A 16,042-nucleotide genomic window follows, 5' to 3' on the forward strand; every position below is an offset into this window, starting at 1 on the left:
ATTCCCACATTTTCCACAGGTAGATCCCAGCTCGTTCACAGCGTACAATGGCCGTCTCTTTATCTGGGCGAGCGATCAATGGCGGACATTACCCTTATCAGCGGCAGCACCCTTGGTGGTGCGGAATACGTAGCGGAACACCTGGCTGAAAAGCTGGAAGATGCGGGCTTTTCTACGGAAACCCTGCACGGTCCGTTGCTTGAAGATCTCCCGACTGACGGGGTCTGGCTGCTGATTACCTCCACGCACGGCGCGGGCGATCTGCCGGATAACCTGCAACCTTTATATGACGAACTGCTGGAACAGCAGCCCGATCTGTCAAACGTCCGTTTTGGCGCGGTGGGTATCGGCAGTCGTGAATATGACACCTTTTGCGGGGCAATAGAGAAAGTTGAAGCCGCTGTTACCTCCTGTGGAGCAAAACAGCTGGGTGAAACGCTCAAGATCAACATCCTCGATCATGACATTCCGGAGGATCCAGCCGAGATCTGGCTCGCGGAATGGAAAAATTTACTCAAAAACGATTAAAGATCGCGCGAACAGATGTGGATAACTCTGGTTAAAAGCTCGTATTAACCCGTAGTTATCCAAAGAACAACTGTTGTATCGTTTTTGACCTGTGCATAAAGTCGCGATCTGATCCCAGCTTATACTGTCCAGGATCACCGATCATTCACAGCAAACGATCCTTTCTAACTGCATGATCTTCTTTATGAGATCGGACTTATCCACACAAGTTCGCGATCTTAATAAGAGATCACAATAGAACAGATCTCTAAATAAAAAGATCTTCTTTTTAATAGCCCAGGATCCCAATGCTTTCTCGGAAGACTAAAGTTGAGTAGAATCCACGGCCCGGGCTTCAATCCATTTTCATACCGCTTTACGCGAGGCAGACCACCATGTTTTATCAGGATCCTTTTGACGTCATCATCATTGGCGGGGGTCATGCAGGCACTGAGGCCGCAATGGCCGCAGCGCGTATGGGTCAGCAGACCCTGCTTTTGACACACAATATCGACACGCTGGGACAAATGTCCTGTAATCCGGCGATTGGCGGCATTGGGAAAGGACACCTGGTAAAAGAAGTGGATGCACTTGGCGGCCTGATGGCGAAAGCGATCGATCATGCAGGCATCCAGTTTAGGATACTAAACGCGAGTAAAGGTCCCGCCGTGCGTGCGACCCGAGCTCAGGCAGACCGCGTGCTTTACCGTCAGGCTGTGCGCACCGCGCTGGAGAACCAGCCGAACTTGATGATCTTCCAGCAGGCGGTTGAAGATCTTATCGTTGAGAACGATCGCGTCGTAGGTGCCGTGACCCAGATGGGTCTCAAATTCCGCGCGAAAGCCGTGGTGCTGACCGTGGGCACATTCCTAGACGGTAAAATTCATATCGGTCTGGATAACTACAGCGGTGGCCGTGCCGGCGATCCGCCGTCTATTCCACTGTCTCGCCGTCTGCGTGAACTGCCGCTGCGCGTCAGCCGCCTGAAAACTGGTACGCCGCCGCGTATTGATGCGCGCACCATTGATTTCAGCGTGCTGGCGCAACAGCACGGTGATAATCCGATGCCGGTGTTCTCGTTCATGGGCAATGCGGCTCAGCATCCGCAGCAGGTACCGTGCTACATCACGCATACCAACGAGAAAACCCATGACGTGATCCGCAATAACCTCGATCGCAGCCCCATGTATGCCGGCGTGATCGAAGGGATCGGCCCACGCTACTGTCCGTCGATCGAAGACAAAGTGATGCGCTTCGCCGATCGTAACCAGCACCAGATCTTCCTGGAGCCGGAAGGGCTGACCTCAAATGAAATTTATCCGAACGGCATCTCCACCAGCCTGCCGTTCGATGTACAGATGCAAATTGTTCGCTCAATGCAGGGGATGGAGAATGCGAAAATCGTTCGGCCCGGCTACGCTATTGAGTACGATTTCTTCGATCCGCGCGACCTGAAGCCAACCCTGGAAAGCAAATTCATCCACGGTCTGTTCTTCGCGGGGCAGATTAACGGCACCACCGGCTACGAAGAAGCGGCTGCACAGGGTCTGCTTGCTGGTCTGAACGCCGCACGCTTCTCCGCTGAGAAAGAGGGCTGGGCGCCAGGCCGTTCTCAGGCGTATCTGGGCGTGCTGGTTGACGATCTCTGCACGCTGGGTACCAAAGAGCCGTACCGTATGTTTACCTCTCGCGCGGAATATCGCCTGATGCTGCGCGAAGATAACGCCGATCTGCGTCTGACCGAAATGGGCCGCGAGCTGGGTCTGGTCGATGACGAGCGCTGGGCGCGGTTTAACGAAAAGCTGGAACGCATTGAACAGGAACGCCAGCGCCTGAAAACCACCTGGGTGAATCCGCAGGCGGAAACCGCTGCCGAAGTAAACGCTCACTTAACCGCGCCGCTGTCGCGTGAAGCCAGCGGGGAAGATCTGCTGCGCCGTCCTGAAGTCACCTACGAGAACCTGGTCAAACTGACCGCGTTTGCGCCGGGCCTGGAAGACGCTGAAGCGGCAGAGCAGGTTGAGATCCAGGTGAAGTACGAAGGTTACATCGCGCGTCAGCAGGATGAGATCGAGAAACAGCAGCGTAACGAAAACACGCTGCTGCCGGAAATGCTGGACTACCGCCAGGTGACGGGCCTTTCCAACGAAGTGATCGCCAAGCTGAACGATCACAAACCGGTATCGATCGGTCAGGCATCCCGTATCTCCGGCGTCACGCCTGCAGCGATTTCGATCCTGCTGGTCTGGCTGAAAAAGCAGGGCATGCTGCGCCGCAGCGCGTAATGCCCAGAACATTGCCCGGTGGCGCTGCGCTTACCGGGCCTGATGAACCCGTAGGGCGGGTAAGCGAAGCGCCATCCGCCACCTAAGTTTTCCAACAGGTATTCACCGTGCTTAACAAACTCTCTCGTCTGCTGGATCAGGCAGGTATTTCGCTCACCGATCACCAGAAAAATCAGCTGGTGGCCTATGTCGATATGCTGAACAAATGGAACAAAGCGTACAACCTGACCTCAGTACGTGACCCCAACGAGATGCTGGTACGCCATATTCTCGATAGCATCGTGGTTGCCCCGTGGCTGAAAGGTGAGCGTTTTATCGACGTGGGTACGGGACCTGGTTTACCGGGCGTTCCGCTGTCGATTGTTCGCCCTGAGAGCCACTTCACGCTGCTGGACAGCCTTGGCAAGCGCGTGCGCTTTTTACGTCAGGTACAGCATGAGCTGAAGCTTGAAAACATCACGCCCGTGCAGAGCAGGGTAGAGGAGTTCCCGGCAGAGCCGCCGTTTGATGGTGTTATCAGCCGCGCGTTTGCTTCGCTCAATGATATGGTGAGCTGGTGTAAGCACTTGCCTGCAGAGAACGGCCGCTTTTATGCGCTGAAAGGGCAGTTGCCAGGCGATGAAATTGAACAGCTCCCGGACGGTTTTGCTGTTGAATCCATCGAGAAATTACACATTCCTCAGCTCGATGGGGAGCGTCATCTGGTGATAATTAAGCCAAACAATTTTTAAAAAATTAATAAAAAATGTGGAATTTGTGCTGTTCTTCGCATGTTAAAAAACAGCACAACTACCGGGGATTTACCGGTGAGCTTTTAACCTCTTTTTCACTAAGGTTTTTCTTCTGGTTAACCTGGCCACTTTTATTCACCGAGAAGATAGTCATCTGTGAAAATATAAGTCTGCTAAAAGTGGAAGGCAGCAACCAGAACGCAATGTTAATTATTTATTAAGAATGTCAATAAAACGTTTTTATTGTGTACTGGGCTGTTTTGAAAATAGTTGCGACGTTTTGCTTTTAATTTCATAAAGATAAATTTATGCGATTTGCGCCTTTGATAAATACAACCTTATCGCAAATGTGTGTTTTGTGATCTCGTGCACGCTTTATAGCCAACGTTTTCGCGCTGTTTGCAGTTTTGGTCGAAGGTTGACGCTTTCAGCGAAAGTTAAAAAATAGCGGTGGGGAAAAATATTTAAACATTTATTCACCTTTTCGCTACTTAATGTTTGAAATCACGGGTGCGCACCGTATAATTTGACCGCTTTTTGATGCTTGACTCTGAGCCTTAAAGGACGTTTTATACGACACGCGGCATACCTCGAAGGGAGCAGGAGTAAAAACGTGATGTCTGTGTCGCTCTTGAGTAGAAACGTTGCTCGTAAGCTTCTGTTCGTTCAGTTTCTGGCTGTGATAGCAAGTGGACTGCTGTTTAGCCTCAAAGACCCCTTCTGGGGCATCTCCGCCGTGTGCGGGGGTTTGGCGGTTGTGCTGCCAAACGTGTTGTTTATGATTTTTGCCTGGCGTCATCAGGCGCATACACCCGCCAAAGGCCGCGTGGCCTGGTCCTTCGCCCTCGGCGAAGTGTGTAAGGTGTTGCTGACCTTTGCTTTACTGGTGATGGCGCTGGCGGTTTTGAAAGTGGTCCTCATGCCGCTGATAGCAACGTGGGTTTTGGTGCTGGTGGTACAAGTTCTGGCTCCAGCTGTAATCAATAACAAAGGGTAAAAGGCATCATGGCTTCAGAAAATATGACGCCGCAGGATTACATAGGTCACCATCTGAATAACCTTCAGCTGGACCTGCGTACATTCTCGCTGGTGGATCCACATAACCCCCCGGCCACCTTCTGGACGATCAACATCGACTCCATGTTCTTCTCGGTGGTTTTGGGTCTTCTGTTCCTGGCCATGTTCCGCGGTGTTGCTAAACGAGCGACCAGCGGTGTACCAGGGAAATTCCAGACCTTCATCGAAATGATCATCGGCTTCGTCCATGGCAGCGTCAAAGACATGTACCATGGTAAGAGCAAGCTGATTGCTCCGCTGGCCCTGACCGTGTTCGTTTGGGTCTTCCTGATGAACCTGATGGACCTGCTGCCAATCGATCTGCTGCCGTTTATCGGCGAGCACATCTTCGGCCTGCCTGCGCTGCGTGTTGTACCGTCTGCGGACGTGAACATCACCCTGTCGATGGCGCTGGGCGTATTTATCCTGATCCTTTTCTACAGCATCAAAATGAAAGGCGTAAGCGGCTTTGTGAAAGAGCTTACCTTGCAGCCGTTCAACCACTGGGCGTTTATTCCGGTCAACCTGATCCTGGAAGGCGTTAGCCTGCTGTCCAAACCTGTTTCACTGGGTCTGCGACTGTTCGGCAACATGTATGCGGGTGAGCTGATTTTCATTCTGATCGCGGGTCTTCTGCCGTGGTGGTCACAGTGGATTCTGAATGTGCCATGGGCCATTTTCCACATCCTGATCATTACGCTGCAAGCCTTTATCTTCATGGTTCTGACGATCGTCTATCTGTCGATGGCGTCTGAAGAGCACTGATTTTTTACCAACACTACTACGTTTTAATTGAAACAAACTGGAGACTGTCATGGAAAACCTGAATATGGATCTGCTGTACATGGCTGCCGCTGTGATGATGGGTCTGGCGGCTATCGGTGCTGCGATCGGTATCGGCATCCTCGGGGGCAAATTCCTGGAAGGCGCAGCGCGTCAACCTGATCTGATTCCTCTGCTGCGTACTCAGTTCTTTATCGTTATGGGTCTGGTGGATGCTATCCCAATGATCGCTGTAGGTCTGGGTCTGTACGTGATGTTTGCTGTCGCGTAGTAGTAGTTTTAAAACCCTAAGCCACAGAAATTAAAGAGGTATTGTGCTGTGAACATGAACGCAACAATCCTCGGCCAGGCCATCGCGTTTATTCTCTTTGTCTGGTTCTGCATGAAGTATGTATGGCCGCCTTTAATGGCTGCCATCGAAAAACGTCAGAAAGAAATTGCTGACGGTCTGGCTTCCGCAGAACGCGCTAAGAAAGATTTGGACCTTGCACAGGCCAACGCGACAGACCAGCTGAAAAAAGCGAAAGCTGAAGCTCAGGTAATCATTGAACAGGCTAACAAACGCCGTTCTCAGATCCTGGACGAAGCCAAAGCTGAAGCAGAACAGGAACGTACTAAGATCGTGACACAGGCTCAGGCAGAAATTGATGCTGAGCGTAAACGTGCTCGTGAAGAACTGCGTAAGCAGGTTGCGATTCTGGCTGTTGCTGGCGCCGAGAAGATCATCGAACGTTCCGTGGATGAAGCTGCTAACAGCGACATCGTGGACAAACTTGTCGCTGAACTGTAAGGAGGGAGGGGCTGATGTCTGAATTTGTTACGGTAGCTCGCCCCTACGCCAAAGCAGCTTTTGACTTTGCTGTCGAACACCAAAATGTCGATCGCTGGCAGGATATGCTGGCGTTTGCCGCTGAGGTGACGAAAAACGAACAAATGGCTGAGTTGCTTTCCGGTGCGTTAGCACCTGAAACTCTCGCCGCGTCGTTTATCGCCGTGTGCGGAGAGCAACTGGATGCCAACGGCCAGAACCTGATTAAGGTGATGGCAGAAAATGGTCGTCTCCGTGTGCTCCCGGATGTTCTCGAGCAGTTTGAGCACTTACGTGCCCTTAGTGAAGCAACCGCTGAAGTCGAAGTGACTTCTGCGACTGAACTGAGTAATGAACAGCTTGCGAAAATCACCGCCGCGATGGAAAAACGTCTGTCACGCAAAGTTAAGCTGAATTGCAAAATCGATAAGTCTGTAATGGCAGGCGTAATCATCCGTTCGGGTGATATGGTCATTGATGGCAGCGTACGCGGCCGTCTTGAACGCCTTGCAGACGTCTTGCAGTCTTAAGGGGACTGGAGCATGCAACTGAATTCCACCGAAATCAGCGAACTGATCAAGCAGCGCATTGCTCAGTTCAGTGTTGTGAGTGAAGCTCACAACGAAGGTACTATTGTTTCTGTAAGTGACGGTGTTATCCGCATCCACGGCTTGGCCGATTGTATGCAGGGTGAGATGATTTCCCTGCCGGGTAACCGTTACGCTATCGCACTGAACCTGGAGCGCGACTCCGTAGGTGCAGTTGTGATGGGTCCATACGCTGACCTCGCCGAAGGCATGAAGGTTAAGTGTACTGGCCGTATTCTTGAAGTGCCGGTTGGCCGTGGCCTGCTGGGTCGCGTTGTTAACACCCTGGGTGCGCCAATCGACGGTAAAGGTCCGGTTGAGCACGATGGCTTCTCTCCAATCGAAGTTATCGCACCAGGCGTTATCGACCGTCAGTCCGTAGATCAGCCTGTTCAGACAGGTTATAAGTCCGTTGATGCCATGATCCCAATTGGTCGTGGTCAGCGTGAACTGATCATCGGTGACCGTCAGACCGGTAAAACCGCGATGGCAATCGACGCCATCATCAACCAGCGTGACTCCGGTATCAAATGTGTGTACGTGGCCATCGGCCAGAAAGCGTCCACCATTTCCAACGTGGTCCGTAAACTGGAAGAGCACGGTGCACTGTCTAACACCATCGTTGTGGTAGCAACCGCGTCTGAATCTGCTGCACTGCAATACCTGGCGCCATACGCCGGTTGCGCAATGGGCGAATACTTCCGTGACCGCGGTGAAGATGCGCTGATCGTATACGATGACCTGTCTAAACAGGCTGTTGCTTATCGTCAGGTTTCCCTGCTGCTCCGTCGTCCACCTGGACGTGAAGCGTTCCCTGGCGACGTATTCTACCTCCACTCTCGTCTGCTGGAGCGTGCTTCCCGCGTTAACGCGGAATACGTCGAGAACTTCACCAAAGGTGAAGTGAAGGGTAAAACGGGCTCTCTGACCGCTCTGCCGATCATTGAAACCCAGGCGGGTGACGTTTCTGCGTTCGTTCCGACCAACGTAATCTCCATTACCGATGGTCAGATCTTCCTGGAAACCAACCTGTTTAACTCCGGTATTCGTCCGGCGGTTAACCCGGGTATCTCCGTATCCCGTGTTGGTGGTGCTGCTCAGACCAAGATCATCAAGAAACTGTCCGGTGGTATTCGTACCGCGCTGGCACAGTATCGTGAACTGGCTGCGTTCTCTCAGTTCGCATCCGATCTGGACGAAGCAACCCGTAAACAGCTGAGCCACGGTCAGAAAGTGACCGAGCTGCTGAAGCAGAAACAGTACGCACCAATGTCTGTTGCTCAGCAGGGCCTGGTACTGTTCGCGGCTGAACGCGGTTACCTCGAAGATGTGGAACTGGCGAAAATCGGTAGCTTCGAAGCCGCTCTGCTGGCTTACGTCGACCGTGATCACGCTCCGCTGATGCAAGAGATCAACCAGACCGGTGGCTATAACGACGAAATCGAAGGCAAGCTGAAAGCTATCCTCGATTCCTTCAAAGCAACCCAATCCTGGTAATCGTCCGGCGGCTTGTCTCAGGACAAGCCGCCTGGCATTGAGGAGAAGCTCATGGCCGGCGCAAAAGAGATACGTAGTAAGATCGCAAGCGTCCAGAACACGCAAAAGATCACTAAAGCGATGGAGATGGTCGCCGCTTCCAAAATGCGTAAATCGCAGGATCGCATGGCGGCCAGCCGTCCTTATGCAGAAACCATGCGCAAAGTGATTGGTCACCTTGCAAACGGTAATCTGGAATATAAGCACCCTTACCTGGAAGAACGCGACGTTAAGCGCGTGGGCTACCTGGTGGTGTCGACCGACCGTGGTCTGTGTGGCGGCTTGAACATTAACCTGTTCAAAAAACTGCTGGCGGATATGAAAGCATGGTCTGAAAAAGGCGTTCAGTGCGATATCGCAATGATCGGCTCTAAAGGCGTCTCTTTCTTTAACTCCGTTGGTGGCAACATTGTCGCTCAGGTGACCGGTATGGGTGATAACCCGTCCCTGTCCGAACTGATCGGCCCGGTTAAAGTGATGTTGCAGGCCTATGATGAAGGCCGTCTGGACAGACTGTACGTTGTCAGCAACAAATTCATTAACACCATGTCTCAGGTTCCAACGCTCACTCAGATGCTGCCGTTACCGGCATCAGAAGATGACGAGCTGAAGCAAAAAGCCTGGGATTACCTGTATGAACCCGATCCGAAACCGCTGCTGGATACCCTGCTGCGTCGTTACGTTGAATCTCAGGTTTATCAGGGCGTTGTAGAAAACCTGGCCAGCGAGCAGGCCGCACGAATGGTGGCGATGAAAGCCGCGACCGATAATGGCGGCAGCCTGATTAAAGAGCTGCAGTTGGTTTACAACAAAGCTCGTCAGGCCAGCATTACTCAGGAACTCACCGAGATCGTCTCGGGGGCCGCCGCGGTTTAACCAGGTTTACGAATTACGTAGAGGATTCAAGATGGCTACTGGAAAGATTGTCCAGGTAATCGGCGCCGTGGTGGACGTCGAGTTCCCTCAGGACGCCGTACCACGCGTGTACGACGCGCTTGAGGTACAGAATGGTAACGAGAGCCTGGTGCTGGAAGTTCAGCAGCAGCTCGGCGGCGGTATCGTGCGTACCATCGCGATGGGTTCTTCCGACGGTCTGCGTCGTGGTCTGGAAGTTAAAGACCTTGAGCACCCGATCGAAGTCCCGGTAGGTAAAGCAACACTGGGTCGTATCATGAACGTATTGGGTCAACCAATCGACATGAAAGGCGACATCGGTGAAGAAGAGCGTTGGGCTATCCACCGCGCGGCACCTTCCTACGAAGAGCTGTCCAGCTCTCAGGAACTGCTGGAAACCGGTATCAAAGTTATCGACCTGATGTGTCCGTTCGCGAAGGGCGGTAAAGTCGGTCTGTTCGGTGGTGCGGGTGTTGGTAAAACCGTAAACATGATGGAGCTGATCCGTAACATCGCGATCGAGCACTCCGGTTACTCTGTGTTTGCGGGCGTAGGTGAACGTACTCGTGAGGGTAACGACTTCTACCACGAAATGACCGACTCCAACGTTCTGGACAAAGTATCCCTGGTTTACGGCCAGATGAACGAGCCACCAGGAAACCGTCTGCGCGTTGCGCTGACCGGTCTGACGATGGCTGAGAAGTTCCGTGATGAAGGCCGTGACGTTCTGCTGTTCGTTGATAACATCTATCGTTACACCCTGGCCGGTACGGAAGTATCTGCACTGCTGGGTCGTATGCCTTCAGCGGTAGGTTACCAGCCTACGCTGGCGGAAGAGATGGGTGTTCTTCAGGAACGTATCACCTCTACCAAAACCGGTTCTATCACCTCCGTTCAGGCGGTATACGTACCTGCGGATGACTTGACTGACCCATCTCCAGCAACCACCTTTGCGCACTTAGATGCAACCGTGGTACTGAGCCGTCAGATCGCGTCTCTGGGTATCTACCCGGCCGTTGACCCGCTGGACTCCACCAGCCGTCAGCTGGATCCACTGGTTGTTGGTCAGGAACACTACGACACCGCGCGTGGCGTACAGTCCCTGCTGCAGCGTTACCAGGAACTGAAAGACATCATCGCCATCCTGGGTATGGATGAACTGTCTGAAGAAGACAAACTGGTGGTAGCACGTGCGCGTAAGATCCAGCGCTTCCTGTCCCAGCCGTTCTTCGTTGCGGAAGTATTCACCGGTTCTCCGGGTAAATACGTTTCCCTGAAAGACACCATCCGTGGCTTTAAAGGCATCATGGAAGGCGAATACGATCACCTGCCAGAGCAGGCGTTCTACATGGTTGGTTCCATCGACGAAGCCGTGGAAAAAGCCAAAAAACTTTAACGCCTTAATCGGAGGGTGATATGGCAATGACTTACCACCTGGACGTCGTCAGCGCAGAGCAACAAATGTTCTCTGGTCTGGTCGAGAAAATCCAGGTAACGGGTAGTGAAGGTGAACTGGGTATTTTCCCGGGTCACGCACCGCTGCTCACCGCCATTAAGCCTGGTATGATCCGCATCGTTAAACAGTTCGGTCACGAAGAGTTTATCTATCTGTCCGGCGGCATTCTTGAAGTGCAGCCTGGCAGTGTGACCGTTCTGGCCGATACCGCTATCCGTGGACAGGATCTCGACGAAGCGCGAGCCCTGGAATCGAAGCGTAAGGCTGAAGAGCACATTAGCAGCTCTCATGGTGACGTGGATTACGCTCAGGCGTCTGCGGAGCTGGCCAAAGCGATCGCGAAACTGCGCGTTATCGAGTTGACCAAAAAAGCGATGTAACACCGGCTTGAAAAGCACAAAAGCCAGTCTGGATCCCAGGCTGGCTTTTTTTTTCGGCCTTAATTCATGATGAAAAAGATGTAGAATTTTAAGCATCAAACGTTTTTACTTCACACTCAAACTACCGTCAGGATGCGTATGTCAAACAGTGCGATGAGCGTGGTGATCCTTGCCGCTGGCAAAGGGACCCGCATGTATTCCGATCTGCCTAAGGTGCTCCACACGCTTGCAGGAAAGCCAATGGTGCAGCATGTCATTGATGCAGCGAACGAGCTGGGTGCCAGTCAGGTCCACCTGGTCTACGGCCACGGCGGCGATCTGCTTAAAAAGACGCTGAGCGATGACAAGCTCAACTGGGTGCTTCAGGCCGAACAGCTGGGCACAGGCCATGCGATGCAGCAGGCTGCGCCTTTCTTTGCCGATGACGAAGACATTTTGATGCTCTACGGCGATGTCCCGCTGATCTCCGTTGAAACCCTGACTCGCCTGCGTGAAGCCAAACCGCAGGGCGGCATCGGTTTGTTGACCGTCGTGCTGGACGATCCAAGCGGTTATGGCCGCATCACCCGTGAAAACGGCAACGTCACGGGTATTGTTGAGCATAAAGATGCCAGCGACGAACAGCGCCAGATTCAGGAGATCAACACCGGTATCCTGATTGCCAACGGCGCGGATATGAAGCGCTGGCTGTCCAGACTCGACAACAACAACGCGCAGGGTGAATACTACATCACCGACATCATTGCGATGGCGTACCACGAAGGGCGTGAAATTGCCGCCGTTCATCCGGCGCGCATCAGCGAAACGGACGGCGTGAACAACCGCCTTCAGCTCTCCCGTCTTGAGCGTATTTATCAGTCCGAGCAGGCCGAAAAACTGCTGCTGGCGGGCGTGATGCTGCGCGATCCGGCGCGTTTCGATCTGCGTGGTTCGTTATCTCACGGGCGTGACGTTGAAATTGATACGAACGTTATCCTCGAAGGTCACGTCACGCTGGGCGATCGCGTCAAAATTGGCGCCGGCTGCGTGATTAAAAACAGCGTCATCGGTGACGACTGCGAAATCAGCCCATACAGCGTGGTGGAAGATGCCCGTCTGGATACGGCGTGTACCATCGGCCCGTTTGCGCGTCTGCGCCCGGGCGCTGAGCTGCTGGAAGGCGCTCACGTGGGTAACTTCGTGGAGATGAAAAAAGCGCGTCTGGGTAAAGGCTCGAAAGCCGGTCATCTGACCTATCTGGGCGACGCGGAAATTGGCAATAACGTGAATATTGGTGCAGGGACCATTACCTGTAACTATGACGGCGCGAATAAGTTTAAAACCATCATCGGTGACGACGTGTTCGTTGGCTCCGATACGCAGCTGGTGGCGCCTGTTACCGTGGGTAACGGAGTGACTATCGCCGCCGGAACAACCGTTACGCGCGATGTGGCCGAGAACGAGCTGGTGTTAAGCCGCGTTCCGCAGGTCAGCAAGCAGGGCTGGAAACGCCCGGTGAAGAAAAAGTAACGGATTTACCCCTCACCCTAACCCTCCCCCCAAAGGGGAGAGGGGATCGTTCGGTGCGGTGTTTTTCTCCCTCGCCCCTTTGGGGAGAGGGCCGGGGTGAGGGGATAATATAATCCTCCCCCCACAAGCAGTACCCATAAAAATAACCCCACTCTCTACAAGGCTCGGGGTGCCCGGAAAGGGCAAATACAGGTCAGCGACAACGCAGGCATAATGCCTAAATTCGGAATCTAAAATTATGTGTGGAATTGTTGGCGCAGTTGCGCAGCGTGATATTGCTGAAATCCTTCTCGAAGGTTTACGTCGTCTGGAATACCGTGGTTACGACTCAGCCGGTCTGGCTGTCGTCGATGCAGAAGGTCATATGACCCGTCTGCGTCGTCTCGGTAAAGTGCAGATGCTGGCCCAGGCTGCGGAAGAACATCCGCTGCACGGTGGTACCGGTATTGCTCACACCCGCTGGGCGACGCACGGCGAACCGTCTGAAGGTAACGCGCACCCGCATGTGTCTGAACACATCGTGGTCGTGCACAACGGCATTATCGAAAACCACGAACCGCTGCGCGAAGAACTGAAAGCGCGCGGCTACACCTTCGTCTCTGAAACTGACACCGAAGTAATTGCTCACCTGGTGCACTGGGAGCTGGAGCAGGGCGGCACGCTGCGTGATGCGGTGCTGCGTGCTATCCCTCAGCTGCGCGGTGCGTACGGTACGGTGATCATGGATTCCCGCGATCCGTCAACGCTGCTGGCAGCGCGTTCCGGTAGCCCGATGGTTATCGGTCTGGGCATGGGCGAAAACTTCATCGCTTCTGACCAGCTGGCGCTCCTGCCGGTTACCCGTCGCTTTATCTTCCTCGAAGAGGGTGATATCGCGGAAGTAACCCGTCGCAGCGTGACCGTATTCGATACCAAAGGCGAGCAGGTGAAACGTCAGGAGATTGAATCGAATCTGCAGTACGACGCGGGCGACAAAGGCGCTTACCGTCACTACATGCAGAAAGAGATTTACGAGCAGCCAAACGCCATCAAAAACACCCTGACCGGGCGCATCAGCCACGGTGAAGTGGATCTGAGCGAGCTGGGCGCAAACGCGAACGAACTGCTCGGCAAGGTCGAGCATATTCAGATCGTGGCCTGCGGCACCTCCTACAACTCCGGTATGGTTTCTCGCTACTGGTTTGAATCCCTGGCGGGCGTGCCGTGCGATGTGGAAATCGCGTCTGAATTCCGCTATCGCAAATCCGCGGTGCGTCGTAACAGCCTGATGATCACCCTTTCCCAGTCTGGTGAAACGGCGGATACGCTGGCCGCGCTGCGTCTCTCTAAAGAGCTGGGTTACCTGGGCTCTCTGGCTATCTGTAACGTTCCTGGCTCATCGCTGGTGCGTGAGTCCGATCTGGCGCTGATGACTAAAGCGGGCACCGAAATCGGTGTGGCCTCCACCAAAGCGTTTACCACTCAGCTGACCGTTCTGCTGATGCTGGTGGCGAAGCTGGCGCGTCTGAAAGGCGAAGATGCTTCCGTTGAGCACGACATCGTTCACGGCCTGCAGGCGCTGCCGAGCCGTATTGAGCAGATGCTGTCTCAGGACAAACGCATTGAAGCGCTGGCGGAAGATTTCTCTGACAAACATCACGCCCTGTTCCTGGGTCGTGGCGATCAGTATCCGATTGCGCTGGAAGGCGCGCTGAAGCTGAAAGAGATCTCCTACATTCACGCTGAAGCCTATGCGGCTGGCGAGCTGAAGCACGGCCCGCTGGCGCTGATTGACGCGGATATGCCGGTCATCGTTGTGGCACCAAACAACGAACTGCTGGAAAAACTGAAGTCTAACATCGAAGAAGTGCGCGCCCGCGGCGGTGTTCTGTACGTCTTCGCCGACAAAGATGCCGGTTTTGTCAGCAACGACAACATGCACATTATCGAGATGCCGCATGTGGAAGAGGTTATCGCACCAATCTTCTACACCGTTCCGCTGCAGCTGCTGGCCTATCACGTTGCGCTGATCAAAGGCACCGACGTTGACCAGCCGCGTAACCTGGCGAAATCGGTTACCGTAGAATAATCCCTTCAGGCTCCACCTTCGGGTGGAGCTTTTTTATCCTGCCCGTCTTGTTTTTAATCAATCCTTTCTCGTTTTTAATAATGACAATTTGTCATCTTCAGCTACTTTTTTCAGTGTCACATAAAGAAAATATTTCTGAAAACGTCTTGTCATAAAAGCGGCTAACACGATGAAAATTAAGCTTTCTTTTGCTGGTTTTTAAGTGAAATTAACGTTGTCATAAAACTGTCATAATTCGTACATTTATCTGTCACCTGTTTGTCCTATTTTGCTCATCGTAGCCACTAAACAACGATTTACGAAAATCTTGCAGGAGACATTATGAAAGTTATGCGTACCACTGTCGCAACTGTTGTCGCCGCGACCTTATCTCTGAGCGCGTTCTCTGTATTTGCAGAAGCAAGCCTGACTGGCGCTGGTGCAACCTTCCCTGCGCCGGTGTATGCCAAATGGGCAGATACCTACCAGAAAGAAACCGGTAACAAGGTTAACTATCAGGGTATCGGCTCCTCCGGTGGCGTTAAACAAATTACCGCGAACACTGTTGATTTCGGCGCATCAGACGCTCCGCTGTCTGATGACAAACTGGCTCAGGAAGGCCTGTTCCAGTTCCCTACCGTGATCGGTGGTGTGGTTCTGGCCATCAACCTGCCGGGCGTGAAGTCGGGTGAGCTGGTGCTGGACGGCAAAACCCTGGGTGACATCTACCTGGGCAAAATCAAAAAATGGGATGACGAAGCGATCGCTAAACTCAACCCAGGCCTGAAGCTGCCTTCTCAGAACATCGCCGTGGTTCGCCGCGCGGATGGTTCCGGTACCTCTTTCGTGTTCACCAGCTACCTGGCAAAAGTGAACGAAGAGTGGAAATCTAAAGTCGGCTCCGGCTCTACCGTTAACTGGCCAACCGGTCTGGGCGGTAAAGGTAACGACGGTATCGCCGCGTTCGTACAGCGTCTGCCTGGCTCAATTGGTTACGTAGAGTATGCGTACGCCAAGCAGAACAACCTGTCCTACACCAAACTGGTTTCAGCCGACGGCAAACCGGTTAGCCCGACCGAAGAGAACTTTGCTAACGCGGCGAAAGGCGCTGACTGGAGCAAATCCTTCGCGCAGGATCTGACTAACCAGAAAGGCGAAGGTGCGTGGCCAATCACCTCTACCACCTTCATCCTGGTTCACAAAGAGCAGAAGAAACCTGAGCAGGGCGCCGAAGTGCTGAAGTTCTTCGACTGGGCGTACAAAAACGGCGGCAAACAGGCTAACGCCCTGGATTACGCTACCCTGCCGGACAACGTGGTTGAGCAGATTCGCGCTGCATGGAAAACCAACGTGAAAGACAGCAGCGGTAAAGCACTGTACTAACAGGATATATTTAACGAAGATGGCGGGTGGCGCTGAGCTTACCCGCCCTACGGTTTAAGCTGTAGGCCCGGTAAGCGTCA

At 53.3% G+C, this 16,042-nt stretch carries 15 protein-coding genes; all 15 read left to right on the forward strand.

All coding sequences use genetic code 11. The features are described 5' to 3' along the window. The first annotated feature begins 78 nt into the window (after positions 1-78). The 15 genes from mioC to pstS all read left to right on the forward strand — a co-directional run bounded on the left by mioC (position 79) and on the right by pstS (position 15,962). Positions 79-528 carry an FMN-binding protein MioC gene (mioC, locus tag DFO52_RS16010; protein WP_023309786.1) on the forward strand — a complete coding sequence of 150 codons (450 nt, stop codon included), beginning with the start codon at positions 79-81 and terminating at the stop codon, positions 526-528. Between the two features lie 374 nt (positions 529-902). Beyond that, positions 903-2,792 carry a tRNA uridine-5-carboxymethylaminomethyl(34) synthesis enzyme MnmG gene (gene mnmG / locus DFO52_RS16020; protein ID WP_014072433.1) on the forward strand — a complete coding sequence of 630 codons (1,890 nt, stop codon included), beginning with the start codon at positions 903-905 and terminating at the stop codon, positions 2,790-2,792. 107 nt (positions 2,793-2,899) lie between these two features. Then, on the forward strand, positions 2,900-3,523 hold the full coding sequence (rsmG, locus tag DFO52_RS16025) for a 16S rRNA (guanine(527)-N(7))-methyltransferase RsmG (protein WP_023309787.1): 624 nt from the start codon (positions 2,900-2,902) through the stop codon (positions 3,521-3,523). 616 nt (positions 3,524-4,139) lie between these two features. Further along, positions 4,140-4,520, forward strand: coding sequence for a F0F1 ATP synthase subunit I (gene atpI / locus DFO52_RS16030; protein ID WP_133550762.1), 381 nt, complete (start codon positions 4,140-4,142; stop codon positions 4,518-4,520). 8 nt (positions 4,521-4,528) lie between these two features. Beyond that, the gene (gene atpB, locus DFO52_RS16035; RefSeq protein WP_023309789.1) at positions 4,529-5,344 is read left to right on the forward strand and encodes a F0F1 ATP synthase subunit A; all 816 of its coding nucleotides are present in this window, start codon (positions 4,529-4,531) and stop codon (positions 5,342-5,344) included. 49 nt (positions 5,345-5,393) lie between these two features. After that, entirely contained in the window at positions 5,394-5,633 is a 240-nt protein-coding gene (gene atpE / locus DFO52_RS16040) for a F0F1 ATP synthase subunit C (RefSeq protein WP_000429386.1), read from the forward strand. Positions 5,634-5,681: 48 nt separating this feature from the next. Then, complete coding sequence (atpF, locus tag DFO52_RS16045; protein ID WP_014072436.1) at positions 5,682-6,152, forward strand: F0F1 ATP synthase subunit B; 471 nt, start codon at positions 5,682-5,684, stop codon at positions 6,150-6,152. Between the two features lie 14 nt (positions 6,153-6,166). Beyond that, positions 6,167-6,700, forward strand: a complete 534-nt coding sequence (gene atpH / locus DFO52_RS16050; RefSeq protein WP_023309790.1) for a F0F1 ATP synthase subunit delta — start codon at positions 6,167-6,169, stop codon at positions 6,698-6,700. Positions 6,701-6,712: 12 nt separating this feature from the next. Further along, positions 6,713-8,254: a F0F1 ATP synthase subunit alpha gene (gene atpA, locus DFO52_RS16055; protein WP_006808751.1), complete on the forward strand. Its 1,542-nt coding sequence runs from the start codon at positions 6,713-6,715 to the stop codon at positions 8,252-8,254. Positions 8,255-8,305: 51 nt separating this feature from the next. Beyond that, positions 8,306-9,169, forward strand: coding sequence for a F0F1 ATP synthase subunit gamma (gene atpG, locus DFO52_RS16060; protein WP_008500191.1), 864 nt, complete (start codon positions 8,306-8,308; stop codon positions 9,167-9,169). 31 nt (positions 9,170-9,200) lie between these two features. Next, on the forward strand, positions 9,201-10,583 hold the full coding sequence (atpD, locus tag DFO52_RS16065; protein ID WP_006177559.1) for a F0F1 ATP synthase subunit beta: 1,383 nt from the start codon (positions 9,201-9,203) through the stop codon (positions 10,581-10,583). Positions 10,584-10,603: 20 nt separating this feature from the next. Continuing rightward, positions 10,604-11,023 (forward strand): F0F1 ATP synthase subunit epsilon, encoded by a 420-nt coding sequence (locus DFO52_RS16070; protein WP_006177560.1) that lies wholly within the window; start codon positions 10,604-10,606, stop codon positions 11,021-11,023. Between the two features lie 138 nt (positions 11,024-11,161). After that, positions 11,162-12,532, forward strand: coding sequence for a bifunctional UDP-N-acetylglucosamine diphosphorylase/glucosamine-1-phosphate N-acetyltransferase GlmU (gene glmU, locus DFO52_RS16075; RefSeq protein WP_047646765.1), 1,371 nt, complete (start codon positions 11,162-11,164; stop codon positions 12,530-12,532). A gap of 238 nt (positions 12,533-12,770) precedes the next feature. Continuing rightward, on the forward strand, positions 12,771-14,600 hold the full coding sequence (glmS, locus tag DFO52_RS16080; RefSeq protein WP_023309792.1) for a glutamine--fructose-6-phosphate transaminase (isomerizing): 1,830 nt from the start codon (positions 12,771-12,773) through the stop codon (positions 14,598-14,600). Positions 14,601-14,921: 321 nt separating this feature from the next. Then, positions 14,922-15,962, forward strand: a complete 1,041-nt coding sequence (gene pstS, locus DFO52_RS16085) for a phosphate ABC transporter substrate-binding protein PstS (RefSeq protein ID WP_008500186.1) — start codon at positions 14,922-14,924, stop codon at positions 15,960-15,962. Positions 15,963-16,042: the final 80 nt, after the last annotated feature.

The organism is Enterobacter sp. AG326, from assembly GCF_004362415.1.
Classification (GTDB): Bacteria; Pseudomonadota; Gammaproteobacteria; order Enterobacterales; family Enterobacteriaceae; genus Enterobacter; species Enterobacter asburiae.

Bases quoted from the DNA above. Each gene is read 5' to 3' on its own strand.
- glmU (WP_047646765.1), top strand. From the start codon at position 11,162: ATGTCAAACAGTGCGATGAGCGTGGTGATCCTTGCCGCTGGCAAAGGG.
- atpD (WP_006177559.1), top strand. From the start codon at position 9,201: ATGGCTACTGGAAAGATTGTCCAGGTAATCGGCGCCGTGGTGGACGTC.
- atpG (WP_008500191.1), top strand. From the start codon at position 8,306: ATGGCCGGCGCAAAAGAGATACGTAGTAAGATCGCAAGCGTCCAGAAC.
- atpI (WP_133550762.1), top strand. From the start codon at position 4,140: ATGTCTGTGTCGCTCTTGAGTAGAAACGTTGCTCGTAAGCTTCTGTTC.
- DFO52_RS16070 (WP_006177560.1), top strand. From the start codon at position 10,604: ATGGCAATGACTTACCACCTGGACGTCGTCAGCGCAGAGCAACAAATG.
- glmS (WP_023309792.1), top strand. From the start codon at position 12,771: ATGTGTGGAATTGTTGGCGCAGTTGCGCAGCGTGATATTGCTGAAATC.
- atpH (WP_023309790.1), top strand. From the start codon at position 6,167: ATGTCTGAATTTGTTACGGTAGCTCGCCCCTACGCCAAAGCAGCTTTT.
- mioC (WP_023309786.1), top strand. From the start codon at position 79: ATGGCGGACATTACCCTTATCAGCGGCAGCACCCTTGGTGGTGCGGAA.
- pstS (WP_008500186.1), top strand. From the start codon at position 14,922: ATGAAAGTTATGCGTACCACTGTCGCAACTGTTGTCGCCGCGACCTTA.
- atpE (WP_000429386.1), top strand. From the start codon at position 5,394: ATGGAAAACCTGAATATGGATCTGCTGTACATGGCTGCCGCTGTGATG.
- atpA (WP_006808751.1), top strand. From the start codon at position 6,713: ATGCAACTGAATTCCACCGAAATCAGCGAACTGATCAAGCAGCGCATT.
- mnmG (WP_014072433.1), top strand. From the start codon at position 903: ATGTTTTATCAGGATCCTTTTGACGTCATCATCATTGGCGGGGGTCAT.
- atpB (WP_023309789.1), top strand. From the start codon at position 4,529: ATGGCTTCAGAAAATATGACGCCGCAGGATTACATAGGTCACCATCTG.